Below are 15,632 nucleotides of genomic sequence, written 5' to 3' on the forward strand. Positions count from 1 at the left end.
AAAATATTCTTTATTAAGAACAATTAGTTTTTGGTTTAATTTTATTAAGAACAAGCAGAGGTGATAAGGTATGAAAAAGATTTGGTCACAACCGGAGTTAGAGATATTATCTGTTGGTGAGACAATGAAGTTTTTTCCTAAAGATCCTAAACCACCAAAGGATCCTGGGAATCCAGAAGACACAATAGATCCAATAAATCCATTCGATAGCTAACTAGAAAAAGTAGAGCTAAAAAGCTCTACTTTTTCTATACTTTATTTACAATGAAAGGGGTATTGGTCTTGTTTGAAATAGTGAAAACACATAGGCAACAAAAAAAATTTGAAGAAACATGGGAATATATATGCTCACGCCATGGATGGTATAATGACCCTTACTCAGACGATGCTGTTCGCTATAATTTACTTATGCCACACACCCTTCGATTTCTTAAACCAAGAGTTGTTGGAACGATAGAATTCATACCATACTCTCCTAATAATCCTTTTAGCACAGTAGAAGGACCTTCTAGAGCAAATTTTACGAGTTATAATGATATTCAAAAACATCAAACTAGGACTTGGGAGATTGATAAACTATGTATACACGAACAGTACCAGCGTAAAGGTCATTTTAAAGGTATACTTGAGATTTTTTATAATCATGCCATTACATACTCTCCAAAGTTTTATATTGCGTTAATGGATAAGAAGTTTTATAGAATGCTTAAAATACTTTATGGTGTGGCAATTGAACAAAGAGGAGATGCCATTTATTCTGGAAAGGATGCATTACTACCAATTGTATTCGATGTTGAAAAAGTAATGGCTAATGAGGAGCTAATCAATAAATACCTTAATCGAAAAACGCTTACTCAAGCTTAATAGGTATACTAATCATAAGATGACCATGCTTTCAAAGTCCTAGTTACTGAATATAAGGGGGAGTGACAATAATTTAAGAGTTGTCTACATGCATTCCCTCTTTGGCCTTCATTTCAGTCCGCTTCTCTTCGTTACTTTTCTCGTAATAATTCACCAGTGATTGGTGAACACTCCAAGACATAAATAGCAATTTTCAGTAAGAAATCCCTTAATAAACTCGATTTGTCTTTACTTCTAAAAAAGTACTTCCTCATTGATTTGATTCCTTCTGTTTGTTTTTCACGATACTTTTCCTCTACACATAATCTTTAAATAGATTTTAGACACTATTAACATTTTAACAAATCTCCTAATTACAAATAATTTAATATGAGAACAAAGTAATATGTACATAAAGCTTTCGACAGGGTAGTTTATGATTTGGCAGGATGAGAGATTTGGATAAAACATATTTTCTACAGAAAGTAGGATAAAAATGATGTATTTATGCATCAATAGTTGTGCTTTTAGGATTTAACAATATAACCACAGTAATTACATTTTATATTTGCATTCCTTTGTTACATTTTGAATAGTTGTTGCAGCTTGTCCAGACACCAAAAAAATTGGGGAGGAACAGGAATCATGGAGAGTAACATGAACAGACGTGATTTTTTAAAGCTTGGTAGCATTGGAACAGTAGCCTTAACACTAGGGTCAGCGGGTGTGTTATCACTTGCAGGAGGAACGACAGGATTCGCTTCGAATGCAGACACAACTAAAGGTAAAGGTTGGGGCGGATATGGGCCACTAAAGAAAGATCCCAATGGCATCCTTGATTTGCCAGAAGGATTTAATTACAAGATTATCTCAACAAGTGGACAAGCAATGGTGAACCCAAGCGGAGATGTTGTTCCTGGATTACTAGACGGAATGGCTGCATATAAGGGACCAAAAAATACAACGATTCTTGTTCGTAATCATGAGTTAGGTACAAACCATCAATGGCCTGTAAATGGGAAAAATCCATGGAGTAAATCAGCGGCTGGTGGAACGACTGCTCTTATTGTTGGACCAAACCGGGAAGTGATTAGTGAGTATGTGACGAACTCAGGAAACATCCGTAATTGTGCAGGGGGACCTTCGACTTGGGGAACATGGCTAACCTGTGAAGAAACACGTAATATGGGACATGGTTTTGTTTTTGAAGTTAATCCATTAGACCCGGAAAATGAAATGTCTAGAACACCGATTCGTGACATGGGTTATTTTTCTCATGAGGCATGTGCAGTTGACCCTTCTACTGGCATTTGGTATTTAACTGAGGATAATGATGCTTCCTTCTTATACCGTTTTACCCCTCATAACCAAAGTCAACAATTAGGGTCATTACAAGAAGGAGGAATTCTTGAAGCAGCGGCTTTAGATGAACTTCCGAGTAACCAAGCTAGTCAGTTTACGCCTGGACAAAAAGTGGGTGTCGTTTGGAAACAAGTCAACCCAGAACGAGCCAAGGAAGATGCAATGGCCCTTGGGTGTATTCGTTTCACACGTCTTGAGGGAGCATGGTTTGGTGGTGGAGCCCTTTGGTTTGACGATACCAGTGCAAGAACAACTACCGCGCCAGGAAGATTCGGTCGTGTATATCGGTACTTCCCAGCTACAAATACATTAGAACTATTTTTTGAATCGTCTTCAACAAATGAATTGCATGCTCCTGATAATGTAACGATTACTCCATGGGGTGACCTTTGGATTGCTGAAGATGGAAATCCTCAAGGTGACCGTATTATCGGTTTAACTCCTGAAGGGAATGTGTATGAGTTTGCAAAGAATGTATTTAATAGCTCGGAATTTGCCGGAGTGTGCTTCTCTCCTGATGGAAAAACAATGTATGTCAACATCCAAAGTCCTGGTTTTACGATTGCAATATGGGGACCATTTGCAAGAAGAAACTCTGCTCGTCAATTTGCGATGAGTCATGCGGCACCACCACCAGGGTTCGCGCCTCAACTGTCGGACAAGATTATCGCGTACGCGGAAAAAGAAGGGATGTCTCCTTTAGCAGCTGCTGTACTCGATCGTCATGGCGTTACTCTTTAATAGAATTCGAAAAAATAAGGAGGTTGTCTCATGCTTTCGAATATTGGAATCCCTGGTCTTATTCTTGTTCTGGTCATCGCCCTCATCATTTTTGGCCCATCTAAGCTGCCTGAAATCGGGAGAGCGTTTGGAAGTACGCTAAAGGAATTTAAAAAAGCTACAAATGAGCTTGTAAACACAGATGGATTAGAAAACAAGAAAGAAGAAAGAACAACTCTTCAAGCTGTTGAGCAAGCAAATAGCAAAACAGGAAGCAATATTTGACCTCAAGTTGCGTTGCTCTTGCTCTCCTTTTAGATAGAACAACCTACAGGTAATTCTAGAGAAAAAGGTAGCAGAAGCACAACGAGTGCTTTTAAGGCGAGTAAACGGTTCTAAAAACTGGAACAAACAACGAATGAAAGTGGAGCGAATTCACGATAAAATTGAAAACAAGATTTAAGACGTTTTTCATAAAACCTCTACCGATTTTACAAACCACGATATTATCGGAATAGAGAGTCAACAAATCACCAACCTGATGAAAAATGAGAAGAACGCGAAATCTATCGTTGATGTGTCTTGGTACCGATTCAAAACGATGTTAGTGTACAAGGCTGAATGGTACGGTAAGACAGTCGTGGAAGTGAGTAAAACCTTCCTAGCTCTCAGTTGTGTTCGAGTTGCGCATTTAAATATAAAGACGTTTAAGATCAATGGTTGCTTGAATTTTAAAAAATGAAGCTAATAGAACCGTCGGTGCGACGACGGAGATAGCCCTAATCCATAACTGGTGGGTAGTTCAAGAACGGAGTGTTTCCTTAAGTAAGGTTGTTTTTCGTAAACGACTCTCACAGACATCACCAGTAACATCGACTAATTAGAAAGGAAGAAGGAGCATGATAGCTGTTTGTTCAAAACATGTGAAAAGTGGAATCACTAGGCTTGATGTCCCGCACGTATATAAAATGAATGGAGACAATAAAACGGAGTGTAAATGCAAATTTTGTCCATTACATGCTGAGTATAAAATTAGTAATTCATTACCTTATACAATGGCGAAATAATTGTACGAGAGTTAGTTTGAGGCTGCGTCAAGAACAATAATTCAACGGACACAGCCTCAATTTATGTAAATTACTTCCTTAAAACCCCTAAATACGCTTCCCAAGGTCCTACATCCATTCTATATCGTTTAGCCATAACCCTAACAATTTGTGAAATGTGTGTTAAATCATGGACTACCCATGTTGAAAGTAATTCTCTAACCTTTACGTCACCAAAGGCAGGGTGAGTACCTTGTAATGCAAGTTGGGCATCATCTTCTATCAGATTTCTTATGATTTTAATATTTTGCTCTCTACTTATTTTGAACTGTTGCAGCTTTTGTTCGAGTGTGTTATTTTTCAACTCACGTAAATGAGAAAAGAGATCAAATTCAGGAAACGGCGTGCTTTTCCCTTTTTGTAGGATATGCTCTAGTCTAGGGAGCCAGTTCGTTTTCTCTCCTTCAATGAGGTGAGCGATGACCTCTGTGGCGTTCCAAGTATCATCTCCTTCATTACTAAGTACCCATCCTGGCGATAACCCAGTTAATAAAGACGCCAATGTTTGCGGTGTTCGCTCCAACACTTCAATGGCTTCGTTCAGTGAGAAATTCATTTAAAAACTCCTTTCTAGTTGAATTAATTTTTTCATACCTTCGCGAATTTGTTGATCATTGGCAAAAGAATAACTTAGCCTTACCCAGGAAGATAATTGATTCTCAGGGTCACATACAAAGCCTGGAACAAAGGATATGGAATGACTAAGGGCCTTATTAAACAAGAGCTTTCCCCGTTCAGTTCCAGGAAGGCGAGCCCAAATGTTTAAGCCACCACTAGGACTGACCCAAGACCAGTCTGTTATAGCTAATTCCTCCTCCATTATTTCTTTTCTTATTTGAAGTGCAATCCGAAGCTTTTCTATATGTGTCTGTAATCGTGGTGAAGAAAAATAATGAAGGAATATTTTTTGATTTAAAAGAGGTGACCCATTATCAATTAATGCTTTTGAAGAGACGAGCGGCTTCATCAAAGAATGTTGGCAGACAATGGCTGCCACTCGTAACCCAGGAGAAATGTATTTACAAAAACTGCGAATATAGATGACCGTTCCTGTTGTATCAAATGTATACAAAGGAGGAGGAGGAGCTTTTTTAAAATAAATATCATGGTAAGCGTCATCTTCTACTAACAGACAGCGATATTGTTCAGCCAGTTGAACTAGCTCTTTTCGTTGGTTAACAGGTATCGTATAGCCAGTTGGGTTTTGGAAAGTTGGGTTCAGGTAAAACAATCTTGGTTTCCATGTTTTCATTGCATATTCAACTTCGTTTAGGTCGTATCCTTCTGGGGTAATTGTAACGGTTTGAATATGGGCTCCTCTTGCCTTAAAGACGTCAATCGCTGCGCTATAACTCGGTCGTTCAAACAGCACGGTGTCTCTTGGTTTGATGAACGTTTGGGCGACAAGGTAAATTCCTTGTTGCGAACCTGAGAGCACTAGTAACTCCTCTTGATTCAGCTCTGTTTTATATTGTGTAGATAGATAGTGAGCTAGAGAAGCACGAAGCTCTTCATCGCCTTTTACCGTAGCGTAGGTTGCCAATAGCTTTGGATATAAATCAAATACATTTTTAACATAATCCGAAAAAAAATGGTTAGGTAAAAGATTAGGGTCAATTAACGCTTGAGCAAAGTTATAATCAACTTTCGTTTGATGAATTTCAGACAAACTACTTTTATGTTCATAGGCGGTAATCAATGGTGAACCGCTGAGCGGGAAAGAAGGTTGAGTACGTGCTTGGACTTGGACAAAGTAACCAACTTTATCTTTGACATAGATTTTATTATCGTTTTTCAGCATAGTATACGCTTTTAGTACTGTTAATCGATGAACCTGAAACTCTATAGCTAGTTGTCTAATAGACGGTAGTTTTTCATGTTCAAGCCAATCTTTACTTTCAATTCGCTGAAGAACATAATCATAGATTTGTATAAAAAGATGATCATTGCGTTTCTTACTTGTACCCATTTTCATACCCCCAATAGATGATTTAAGTGTAACACAGGATGTAACAAACTGGTCTAGTAAGATAAAACTGTTCTACTCCTATTCATTTACGATTGGTAAAAAGGAGGAGAGTTTTATGGTCATTGTTAGTTATTTAATCATGTGTTTTATTTTTGCTACAACTTTCTTAGGAATAAAAATTGGGGTAGACGCTGGTTTGCCACCTTTTTTATCGGGAGGCCTTCGTTTTTTTGTTGCTGGATTTATCTTGTATGTGATTTTATATAGTACGAAGAAGGCAACCTTACCTATTTTTTTTCGAAAAGAGATGCTGTTGACTGGATTATGTTTAACCTTTGGAACCTTTTCGACGTTGTATTGGGCAGAGCAATATGTAACATCAGGGGTAGCGGCTGTATTGTCTGCTACTGGACCAATCGCTATCGTTTTCATTCAAGTACTTCTAAAACAATCTACCAATCGCCTATCAGTAGTGGGGTGCTTTTTTGGAGTTTGTGGCGTATTCCTTTTGGCACTTCCTAGTTTTACTTTACCAGGTCATACTTTATGGCTTTATGGATGTCTTGCGATTATTGTAGGGCAAGTCTTTTATGGAGGGGGTACCATTTATACAAAGTATGTCATCAATAAATTAAAGGACTCGTCACCAATTGCCTTAAATGCTGTCCAAATGATGTACGGGGGGCTAGCATTGCTGCTCTTATCAGCAGCAACAGAAAGAGAATTTGATGTTACGTTTAACCTAGCTGCACTAGGTTCTCTTCTTTATTTAATTGTAGTTGGTTCAATGGTCGGGCACAGTCTGTACTATTGGTTAGTTGGGAGAACGAATCCAATTTTTCCGTCGACATGGCTATTCATTTCGCCTGTTATTGCCTTATTATTAGGGGCGTTTTTTTATAAGGAACCTCTTACATCGTTAATGGTACTTGGAAGCTTTACAATTATTATTGGGACAGCGCTTGTTAATCATAAAGCGCTAGCTAAGGTAATAAAAAGAAAAAAGGGAAGAGGATTAGAGAAGAAAGCAAAAGTAGTGTAGGAAAGAGATGTAAGACATAACTAGTTAACATTGCTAAGAGGGCACGGAAAAAGTTAAAACCTAACTTTTTCCGTGCCCTCATAATTCAACCTATTGTTCAGGACTCTTATCTTAAAGTTTAAATTTACCTACTAACCGTTGTAGCTTTTCAGCCATCTCAGATAATGAGGATGCTGATGAACTAATTTCTTCCATAGAAGCAAGAGTTTCCTCAGAAGAAGCAGCAACCGTATGTCCATTTTCAGCTGTTTCTTTTGAGATACTAGCAAGCTCATCAATTGATGCAGTAACTTGTTGGGAACTTGCAGCAATTTGTTGAGATGCGGATGAAACTTCATCAATTTGTTCTGATACTTTCTTTATCGATGATAAAATCTGGTCGAATGATTCACCAGCTCGGTTCATCATTTCCTCACCAGAATAAGCGTCTTCAGTTCCTTTTTCCATTGCATCTACGGCCGAGGATGTCTCTTTTAATATTTCAGAAATTAACTCGGAAATTTGACTAGCGGAAGCGGTAGATTGCTCGGCAAGCTTACGAACTTCATCGGCTACTACGGCAAATCCTTTTCCTTGTTCTCCGGCACGGGCGGCTTCAATCGCTGCATTTAACGCCAATAGATTAGTTTGATTTGAAATTGCTGTAATCACTTCTAAAATGCTGTTAATCTCGATTGATCGGTCTTCCAGTCTTTGAACAACTTGAGCCGCACTTTCCACAGAGACGCGGACGGTACTCATTTGTTCTACTGATTTTTTAATATATTCGTTTCCATTATCAGCTTGTTGGCTTGCTTCATAAGAAGATTCCGAAGCTAGTGAAGATGATTCAGCAATCGTTTGGATTGTAGAAGTCATTTCTTCAAGTGCGCTTAAAGATTCTTCTGTGCCTTGCATTTGGGTTTCTGAATGAGCAGCTACTTGTTGAATCGAAACAGTGACTTGGTCAGTTGCTAATTTAGCTTCTGTTGAACTAGCAGTTAGTTGTTCCGATGACGCGGCAACATCAACGGTCATATCTTTTACTTCTTTTATTAGATGTTGAATGTTACCCATCATTGAGTTAAATGATTGGGCTAAGTGACCAATTTCATCCTTGCTCTTTATTTCTAATCTTGCCGTTAGGTCACCTTCGTTTTGCGCCAACTCTTTTAGCTTAGTAGTCACTAAAGATAAGCGCGATGTTATCGAGTTAGAAATCGTAAAAGCAACACCAATTCCAGCGATGATAGCTAATGCAATGGCAATAAAGCTGATGACTGAACGTACAAACATTACCTCTTTATTTCGTTCGATAGTTTCAGCAGTTCTAGTATTTTGAATTTCCGTAAATTCAGCTAAATTTTTAGAAAAGATAGTACGAACATTACGATAGTCACCGTGATAAATCACCATAGCACTTTCCTTATCCGAACGAGCTAAGGAGATGATTTGTGACTCTAATGAAATAAGTTCATTATTATATTGGTCAAGTTCAGCAAATATTTCTTTACTCCGTTCGTGCTGTAAAAGAGGAATTGCTTGGTCAATGAGAGATTCAATTCGTTCCGCTGATTGGTTATAATTGTCTAGTTCTGCATTGTTATAAGGCTCAATCATGATTCCTTTTACTGCACTAGTTAACTCTAAATCCTCATATTGAATTTCATAGGCTAAGCTTAGTAGTTGCACATTTTGGTTTGTAAAATCTTCAAATGCTTTGTTTAACGTGACTAATGAATAGAGTAGGTATCCAGCTGCACCTCCTGCCAACAATAGAATCATAGCAAATGATAAGAAAAGCTTTTTCTTGATACTCAATTTCAACACACCTTTCAAATTCTAGCTGAGCGTTCAAATGATGTAAAAGGAGGGAAGGCTCACGATAGTAGTATGATTCATTATAGCTTTAATATAAAAGTTTTAACAGTGGCACTTTATGTTAAGTCATGATAATTAGGCGTGTTTCATAGGGTCATTTAACATGAAAACAGTAGCCAATTGGGTAACAGTGCATAGGGTAATGTGTAGAAACATATAGGAGGTAAGTATAAAATGACAAATTGTAATTCTAACGTTTATCAACATCCTCACACGCACTCTCAACATAAACCAGTAGGAATGCCAGGGGCACCTACTGTACCAGCTGGCATGGGTCCTTCTTTTGGTGTTGGGACACCAGGATTTCCTCAGCAACAAATGGCTACTCAGCCGGGATTCCCAATGGGCATGGCTCAACCAGGGTTTCCTACATGTCAACCACAACACCATGGAATGATGGGAGCGCCACAGCACAGCATGCAACATCCAATGCTACCACCAGGTATGGACCAATATCCCGGCATGCATCCAGCTTACCCAGCAGAAATGGATTACGATGACTATGATTACGGATACCCTGCTGCGATGCCTCAGCAACCAGGATTTCAGACGCCAGGAATGCCTGGATTAGGAATGCCAGTTGCACAGCCAGGAATGCAGCCTGGTATGACGCCAGGAATGGGAGGCTTTCCAACTCAACAACCATGGATGGGAGGAATGCCTCAGGGAATGCCACAAGGATTCCCACAACATTCACCGACAGCACCGATGGCTCCACCACCAGGAACAGGCGCCGGAGTTCCTTTCCCACAAGGAAGCTTACGTCGCTCGTAAACAAGACTTTAACAAAAAAACTTAACTCGTAGAGGCACTTAAAAAAGATATACTCTAAGAGGGCACTGAAAAAGTTCGGTTTTTAACTTTCACAGTGCCCTTTAAGCAATGTGCATAACCGTTGCAGTTCATAAGGCATCCTCCAACTAGAGCCGTTTCTATCACTTTTTATAGCCACTGAAAAAGAGTGTTTGAACTTTTTCAGTGGCCTTTTGATCGAGTGATAATTTTTAAATGAAAGTAAAAAATCACGAGTTATGTAGGAAGTTTTATATTTATATAGAAGTAATACTAAGATATTTAAAGATGTTATATTAAAAACTCTTACTGATTAACTTTTAGAAGTTAACAAGGGTAATAGGAGGGAATTATGAAAATAGTAATTTTTCTATACAACGGCATGACAATGCTAGATGCGATTGGTCCATATGAGGTGTTACGGAATATTGATGGTGCAGAAATAATGTTTGTAGCTGAAAAGAAAGGTGTCATTACTTCTGATTCAGGAGTGGTGCATATAGAAGCAACATATGAAATGAGTGAAGTGTCAAAAGCAGATATCCTACTCATACCTGGTTCAACCATTGCTTTCATTGAAGAAACAAAAAATAAAAAAGTGTTAAAGTGGATAAGGAAAATGGATAAGAAAACACTATGGACAACTTCAGTATGTACAGGTTCATTTCTTCTTGCCTCAGCAGGATTACTTAAGGGTTTACAAGCAACCTCACATTGGAGAGTACTCTCTTTACTTAGTCAATATGGTGTCAAACCTGTTCGAGAGAGAGTTGTTGAACAAGATAAATACATAACGGCTTCAGGAGTTTCTTCTGGAATTGATATGGCATTATATTTAACAAACAAACTTGTAGGAGAAGAAGAGGCGAAAGCCATACAACTCGTTGTCGAATATGACCCCAACCCTATATACCAGTCAGGAAGCTACAATAAAGCAGATGCTTCAATTATTAGCCGCGCAAAGAAAAAACTCGTAAATGATGTAAAGAGAGAACTAGGTTTTAAAGGCATTTTCAAACATTGTAGAGAATTAATAAAGTTAGTCAACGAAGACCGATCATTTTAAAGAAAAAATTATGATGACAGCAGTTCAATACAGGAGGAGATTAATAATAATATTACAAAAATAGTATGGTGAAATAAGAGAAAAATAGTAACTGCGCTGCATGAATGTCAGGCAAAGAGCTTAAAGGTTGCGGAGGATTGAAAGTGAAAAAGACCATATTTCAGGCATTTTTGCTTTCGGGTATAGTTCACAATATTTATATAATGAGCACTGTTGGTTGGGGGCATATTCAATACTATATCCCAGATGTAGTTAATCAATATCAATCAGTAAGTTATCTTCAGAGTGAAGTAGCAGTAGGCATCGTTGTTAGTCCATTATGGTATGTATCGATTTTATGTTCCTTGCTAGGTGGAACGCTCCTCTTTTTATTACTTCTGTGGGTAATAAAAAAACAAATTAAATAAAAGAAATATAGTTTGCGGTTCCTTGTTGTTTTTATACTTATTTTTATCAATTTTGATTTTGTTTTCATTGTGGACTACGCTTTTGAACTTAAATTGACTTTGTTCTTGAAAGGAAGTATGTATATGGGTTTGCTTTTTATTATTACCTTACCTCTTTTATTAATTTTAGTTATTTATCTTATTAGTAAAGCGCAAGGGGCTATGGCTGGTCTGAAAATAATGTTACTTGGCTTACATTTGACTATTATTGGAGGAATATTGTCTTTTACCTATGAATCAAGTCTAATTGGATTGGGGTACCTTTTAATAGTAGCTGGTTTTATTGTGGCACTAGTTGGGTTAGGAAAGAATGATTAATAATTTATTTTAAGAGGCCGGGACAAAGGATAATCTTTGTCCCGGCCTCTTATATTATTATGCTGCGGTCTTTTCTTTGTTTTCTGGTAGAGCATTTGTTTTTGAGTGGGCATATGCACAATACACAAAAAATAGTGCGACTATCATATATCCAATCGTAAAATCAGTAGCTGCATTGATTGCTAGTGATGGAGCATGCATTAACCCAAAGAATGAAAGAAAAGCTCCAACTAGCGCAAAACTAGCTGCCTTATAGTACTTTTTATCAATGATGAACACCGTTATCGCTCCTAGGATAATTCCTGTGAACATCGCACCTTGTCCTAATGGAACGATACCTGAAGAGATATTAGCAACGGCTTCTCCAGCACTGTTATTAAAACGTGTCATCACAAAGTTTGATAGATATGGAAGCATGGCTATCGCGACAGCTGGGTAGTATTTCGCTTCGTTCGTTTGAAAAGCTGTCGCAACCATTGACATTCCAACAAAGACTAGTATTGGTGCAACCGCAGCGATAGGAATAATCGCAGATAAAGCAGCAATTAAGCCAAACAACGCGGCAAAGCCAAATACAATTGCATTTAATATACTATACCCACGACCGGCGCCCATCCACTTTGACCCAACAGTAGCGATATAAACCGTTGTTGGGAACAATCCACCGAAAATGGCTCCAATCATCGTGCCAGCTCCGTCAACGGCCTGACACTCACGAACATCATAAGAATCACCTGCTGCCGACATTGCGTCTACATTGTTCATCGTTTCAACGGCATTATAAATGGTGATTGGTAGGATAATCGCAAATAACCCAATAAGTGTTGTGAACAGTAACCCTAAGCCTTCAAATGGTGCTAGAGTTGGTAGAATTGGATAGAACCCTAAGTTTGATAGACCCTCACTAATTTTACTAGAATCTGAGTACCCAAGAGTAAAGGCTAAAACGGTCCCAATTACAATCGCAAAAAGTGAAGTAGGAATTTTAAAAGGCATCGCTAGTTTTCCGATAAGACCTACTAAAATGATAGCAAGAACAAGTAATCCAACGACTGGCATCTCGAACGTTTTAAATAACATTTCTCCCGCAACAAACGTGAGGGCAACACCCGCAAGTGCACCAAGCATAGCTGGACGTGGAACGCGCTCGCGAATCCAATTTCCAGTTACGCTAATTAATACTTCAATTAATCCACTGATAAAAGCAGCAGCAACTGCAATCTTCCAAGCTAATTCATAGTCATTTGTTAACGAGTATGCTGGTAATAAAACACCAAATAAAAAGACAAACATGACGGGTGTGCTAATTCCATACGATAATGCGGTAACATCGGTCCGACCTTCTTTTATTGCTAAACGTTTTGCGGAATAGGCATAATAAAGGTTACCTACAATAACAGCAACAGCTGCTCCAGGGATGACTTTTCCAAACACAATACTTGCAGGAAAGCCCATGCCTAGCATGGTAACAGCGATAATGACAAAGTTGGCTAAGTTGTTTTGAAATAAAGCGAAGAAAGCATCTGTATCTTCTTTCTTGTACCAAGGATAATGTATGGTTTTAGTAGACATATGTAAAAATCCCCTTTTGATTATTGTGCTGTAACGTTGTCTTCTAAAAATGTCACAGTTTCATTTTTTAACGATTGAATACGGGCGAGTGATTCGACACGATAGCCTTTATCAACTAATGATTGTCTCCCATTTTGAAACGATTTCTCTATAACAATACCAATACCCACGACTGTAGCACCGGATTGTTCGACAACAGAAGTTAACCCTAATGCAGCTTGACCATTTGCAAGGAAATCATCAATAATTAAGATTTTGTCATCTTTTGCTAGAAAGTCCTTTGAAATTGTAATCGTGTTTGTTTCTTTTTTCGTAAATGAATATACCTCAGATGTATATACTTGATCATTCATCGTAATTGATTTTTTCTTGCGAGCAAATACTACATCTACACCTAGTTCAATTGCTGCTGTTAAAGAAGGTGCAATACCAGAAGATTCAATCGTAACTACTTTGGTAATCTCCTCATCTTTAAAACGTTTAACAAATTCCTTTCCAATCGCGATTGCTAGCTTCGCATCAATTTGGTGGTTTAAAAATGAATCCACTTTTAATACCCCATTTGAAAGTACCGTCCCACTTTCTTCAATTTTCTCTCGTAATAACTTCAAAATAATTTTCCTCCTTGAAAAAATAATAAAGCCCGAACATCTGTGCACTCAGATAGAGTGAAACACGGACATTCGAGCAATTGCTCCACTTGTTATACAGCGGGGTTTTGTCTATCGTTTCACTCGTAGTCGAATCCTTAATGGTGATTCGGTAGAGACTTACGGGCCATATCCCCGTGATTATACGAGTTATCGTAATAAGTTCTGATGATGAAAAAAATTATAACATACTACCACAAAGTAGGGTAGGGAAAAATAGCAAATGACGAACCTTTTTTTTGTATATAGGAATAATGTTCGTCTTTTGGTATATAGAGGTAATTTGTAAAAATAATAGAAATAGCGTCGTTCTATTCTAGTAATTTGATGAATAGGGATAAGTATAGTAAATGAAGAGGGCACTGTAAAAGTTAAAAATCGAACTTTTTCAGTGCCCTCTTAAATGACTGGGGGTTTTCTTATGATTGCTAGATTAAAAAAGTTAGATTCTCAAGAAAAATTCATTGGATCCTTATTTATCATTGTAATCGCTGTGAATATAGTTATTGCTCTTGTCTAAGAGAGAAAAATAAAAAAGTATAGGAAACTACACACTAGATGGAGACATTTTAATTGAGCAAGCGATTGAACAGGTTTACACTATAATAAGAAAAAGAAACGTAAGTAATAACATTCGGAGGAATTTCATTGTCTACTAAATTTACGGTAACTAGGTTTGACCATATTATATTTATGGTTGTGACTTTATTGTATTGGTTTTCACTTTATATTTATATCCCGATTCTATCACCATATTTAGATTTTCTTGGGGCTACATATTCGTTTATTGGAATTGTATTAGGAAGCTATGGCTTAATGCAAATTTTAATTAGGTTACCACTAGGAATTTTTTCAGATAAGCTAAGAAAAAGAAAGCCGTTCATCGCACTTGGTATGCTTTTGACAGCATTGAGCTGTTTTGGTTTTGTCATTAGTGATCACTTAGGCTGGACGCTACTATTTCGAGCAGTAGCTGGTATAAGTGCAGCAACCTGGGTTGCTTTTACGGTACTTTATGCAAGCTATTTCAGTAAAAACGAAGCGACGAAAGCGATGGGGATGATAAGTTTTGTTACGGTTGCTGGACAGTTAGCAGGTATGGCCTTCAGTGGCATTGTTGTAGATACTTTTGGATGGTTAGCGCCTTTTTGGTTAGGTGGCATTGGTGGTGTACTTGGACTCATTCTTTGCATCTGGATTAAAGAACCTGAAATGGGAGTCGCAAGGACGCCCATCCAAATCAAAGATATATCAACGGTTATTAAAGAGCCGTCCTTACTTAAGGTCTCTTTCCTATCCATCTTAGGTCATAGTATTTTGTTTATTACGATGTTTGGGTTTTCTCCCAACTTCGCTATTGAATTAGGAGCATCTTCATCACAGCTTACCGTCTTAGTGTTCGCGTTTATGGTTCCTCATGCCATTGCAGCAGTTTTAGCAGGAAGGTGGTTTATCCCGAGATTTGGAGAATGGATGACGTTAATGTATAGCTTTGTATTATGTGGAGTTTTTTCGGTAGCAGCCGCATTCTCACCGAATTTTCTCATTTTATCGTTTGTGCAAATTTTTATCGGTTTTGGTTTAGGTTTAATTTTACCAACCATTCTCGGTATGGTCATTCAGCCGTTTGATGAGAGTAAACGAGCGACGGCAATGGGATTTTACCAAGCCGTGTATGCTATCGGGATGTTTGCAGGGCCTTTTATCGGAGGCGTTCTTATTTCAATGTGGGGTCTAACTTCCGGTTTCTATTTTGCAGGTATCATAGGAATCGTAGGGATGATCGTTTCATATGTGTGGAGGCATTCAAGTGGCGAACAGCGTCAAACAGGTTTGAATTAATTCAAGTGAATTTCCGATAACCAATAGCAAATAAAGCTAAGCTA

Annotated in this window: 16 protein-coding genes and 1 riboswitch; of the genes, 11 read left to right on the forward strand and 5 right to left on the reverse strand. The window is 38.0% G+C overall.

Going from position 1 to position 15,632, the window contains the following annotated elements; genetic code table 11:
• Positions 1–70: 70 nt before the first annotated feature.
• From BK585_RS23690 to BK585_RS24840, 5 genes are all read left to right on the forward strand, one after another.
• On the forward strand, positions 71–214 hold the full coding sequence (locus BK585_RS23690; RefSeq protein ID WP_139367530.1) for a paeninodin family lasso peptide: 144 nt from the start codon (positions 71–73) through the stop codon (positions 212–214).
• A 68-nt stretch (positions 215–282) separates the two neighbouring features.
• Positions 283–864 carry a hypothetical protein gene (locus tag BK585_RS09010; protein WP_078553126.1) on the forward strand — a complete coding sequence of 194 codons (582 nt, stop codon included), beginning with the start codon at positions 283–285 and terminating at the stop codon, positions 862–864.
• A 624-nt stretch (positions 865–1,488) separates the two neighbouring features.
• The gene (locus tag BK585_RS09015) at positions 1,489–2,946 is read left to right on the forward strand and encodes an alkaline phosphatase PhoX (protein WP_078553127.1); all 1,458 of its coding nucleotides are present in this window, start codon (positions 1,489–1,491) and stop codon (positions 2,944–2,946) included.
• A gap of 30 nt (positions 2,947–2,976) precedes the next feature.
• Positions 2,977–3,210 (forward strand): twin-arginine translocase TatA/TatE family subunit, encoded by a 234-nt coding sequence (locus BK585_RS09020; RefSeq protein ID WP_078553128.1) that lies wholly within the window; start codon positions 2,977–2,979, stop codon positions 3,208–3,210.
• Positions 3,211–3,466: 256 nt separating this feature from the next.
• Positions 3,467–3,667, forward strand: a complete 201-nt coding sequence (locus BK585_RS24840) for an IS200/IS605 family accessory protein TnpB-related protein (RefSeq protein ID WP_078553129.1) — start codon at positions 3,467–3,469, stop codon at positions 3,665–3,667.
• Between the two features lie 395 nt (positions 3,668–4,062).
• On the opposite strand, the gene BK585_RS09030 is transcribed toward BK585_RS24840, so the two are convergent.
• The gene (locus BK585_RS09030; protein ID WP_078553130.1) at positions 4,063–4,587 is read right to left on the reverse strand and encodes a DinB family protein; all 525 of its coding nucleotides are present in this window, start codon (positions 4,585–4,587) and stop codon (positions 4,063–4,065) included.
• Positions 4,588–6,000, reverse strand: coding sequence for an aminotransferase-like domain-containing protein (locus BK585_RS09035; RefSeq protein WP_078553131.1), 1,413 nt, complete (start codon positions 5,998–6,000; stop codon positions 4,588–4,590). It lies immediately after the preceding gene.
• 115 nt (positions 6,001–6,115) lie between these two features.
• Between BK585_RS09035 and BK585_RS09040 the strand changes: the two genes are divergently transcribed.
• Positions 6,116–7,042, forward strand: coding sequence for a DMT family transporter (locus tag BK585_RS09040; protein ID WP_078553132.1), 927 nt, complete (start codon positions 6,116–6,118; stop codon positions 7,040–7,042).
• A 111-nt stretch (positions 7,043–7,153) separates the two neighbouring features.
• Here the strand turns inward: BK585_RS09040 and BK585_RS09045 are convergent, their stop codons facing one another.
• Positions 7,154–8,842 (reverse strand): methyl-accepting chemotaxis protein, encoded by a 1,689-nt coding sequence (locus BK585_RS09045; RefSeq protein ID WP_078553133.1) that lies wholly within the window; start codon positions 8,840–8,842, stop codon positions 7,154–7,156.
• Positions 8,843–9,076: 234 nt separating this feature from the next.
• Here BK585_RS09045 and BK585_RS09050 point away from each other — a divergent pair, with 234 nt between their 5' ends.
• The 4 genes from BK585_RS09050 (at position 9,077) to BK585_RS09065 (ending at position 11,524) form a co-directional block, all read left to right on the forward strand.
• A complete protein-coding gene (locus tag BK585_RS09050; protein WP_078553134.1) occupies positions 9,077–9,676 on the forward strand; it encodes a hypothetical protein in 600 nt (199 codons plus the stop codon).
• Positions 9,677–10,046: 370 nt separating this feature from the next.
• On the forward strand, positions 10,047–10,760 hold the full coding sequence (locus tag BK585_RS09055) for a DJ-1/PfpI family protein (RefSeq protein ID WP_078553135.1): 714 nt from the start codon (positions 10,047–10,049) through the stop codon (positions 10,758–10,760).
• A 143-nt stretch (positions 10,761–10,903) separates the two neighbouring features.
• On the forward strand, positions 10,904–11,167 hold the full coding sequence (locus tag BK585_RS09060; RefSeq protein WP_078553136.1) for a hypothetical protein: 264 nt from the start codon (positions 10,904–10,906) through the stop codon (positions 11,165–11,167).
• A gap of 123 nt (positions 11,168–11,290) precedes the next feature.
• Complete coding sequence (locus BK585_RS09065) at positions 11,291–11,524, forward strand: hypothetical protein (protein ID WP_078553137.1); 234 nt, start codon at positions 11,291–11,293, stop codon at positions 11,522–11,524.
• Positions 11,525–11,581: 57 nt separating this feature from the next.
• Here the strand turns inward: BK585_RS09065 and BK585_RS09070 are convergent, their stop codons facing one another.
• Both BK585_RS09070 and BK585_RS09075 read right to left on the reverse strand, forming a co-directional pair.
• Positions 11,582–13,096, reverse strand: a complete 1,515-nt coding sequence (locus tag BK585_RS09070; protein WP_078553138.1) for an NCS2 family permease — start codon at positions 13,094–13,096, stop codon at positions 11,582–11,584.
• Positions 13,097–13,116: 20 nt separating this feature from the next.
• Positions 13,117–13,707: a xanthine phosphoribosyltransferase gene (locus BK585_RS09075; protein ID WP_078553139.1), complete on the reverse strand. Its 591-nt coding sequence runs from the start codon at positions 13,705–13,707 to the stop codon at positions 13,117–13,119.
• Between the two features lie 106 nt (positions 13,708–13,813).
• A riboswitch (purine riboswitch) is annotated at positions 13,814–13,915 on the reverse strand.
• A gap of 479 nt (positions 13,916–14,394) precedes the next feature.
• On the opposite strand from BK585_RS09075, the gene BK585_RS09080 reads away from it, so the two are divergent.
• Positions 14,395–15,588 (forward strand): MFS transporter, encoded by a 1,194-nt coding sequence (locus BK585_RS09080; RefSeq protein ID WP_245805804.1) that lies wholly within the window; start codon positions 14,395–14,397, stop codon positions 15,586–15,588.
• Positions 15,589–15,632: the final 44 nt, after the last annotated feature.

Origin of the sequence: Bacillus alkalicellulosilyticus, from assembly GCF_002019795.1 — a bacterium.
In the GTDB taxonomy this organism is placed as follows: domain Bacteria; phylum Bacillota; class Bacilli; order Bacillales; family Bacillaceae_F; genus Bacillus_AO; species Bacillus_AO alkalicellulosilyticum.

What these genes read in the sequence shown, in the direction of transcription:
- BK585_RS23690 (WP_139367530.1), top strand. Translation starts at nt 71, where the DNA reads ATGAAAAAGATTTGGTCACAACCGGAGTTAGAGATATTATCTGTTGGT.
- BK585_RS09015 (WP_078553127.1), top strand. Translation starts at nt 1,489, where the DNA reads ATGGAGAGTAACATGAACAGACGTGATTTTTTAAAGCTTGGTAGCATT.
- BK585_RS09020 (WP_078553128.1), top strand. Translation starts at nt 2,977, where the DNA reads ATGCTTTCGAATATTGGAATCCCTGGTCTTATTCTTGTTCTGGTCATC.
- BK585_RS24840 (WP_078553129.1), top strand. Translation starts at nt 3,467, where the DNA reads ATGAAAAATGAGAAGAACGCGAAATCTATCGTTGATGTGTCTTGGTAC.
- BK585_RS09030 (WP_078553130.1), bottom strand. Translation starts at nt 4,587, where the DNA reads ATGAATTTCTCACTGAACGAAGCCATTGAAGTGTTGGAGCGAACACCG.
- BK585_RS09035 (WP_078553131.1), bottom strand. Translation starts at nt 6,000, where the DNA reads ATGGGTACAAGTAAGAAACGCAATGATCATCTTTTTATACAAATCTAT.
- BK585_RS09040 (WP_078553132.1), top strand. Translation starts at nt 6,116, where the DNA reads ATGGTCATTGTTAGTTATTTAATCATGTGTTTTATTTTTGCTACAACT.
- BK585_RS09050 (WP_078553134.1), top strand. Translation starts at nt 9,077, where the DNA reads ATGACAAATTGTAATTCTAACGTTTATCAACATCCTCACACGCACTCT.
- BK585_RS09055 (WP_078553135.1), top strand. Translation starts at nt 10,047, where the DNA reads ATGAAAATAGTAATTTTTCTATACAACGGCATGACAATGCTAGATGCG.
- BK585_RS09065 (WP_078553137.1), top strand. Translation starts at nt 11,291, where the DNA reads ATGGGTTTGCTTTTTATTATTACCTTACCTCTTTTATTAATTTTAGTT.
- BK585_RS09070 (WP_078553138.1), bottom strand. Translation starts at nt 13,096, where the DNA reads ATGTCTACTAAAACCATACATTATCCTTGGTACAAGAAAGAAGATACA.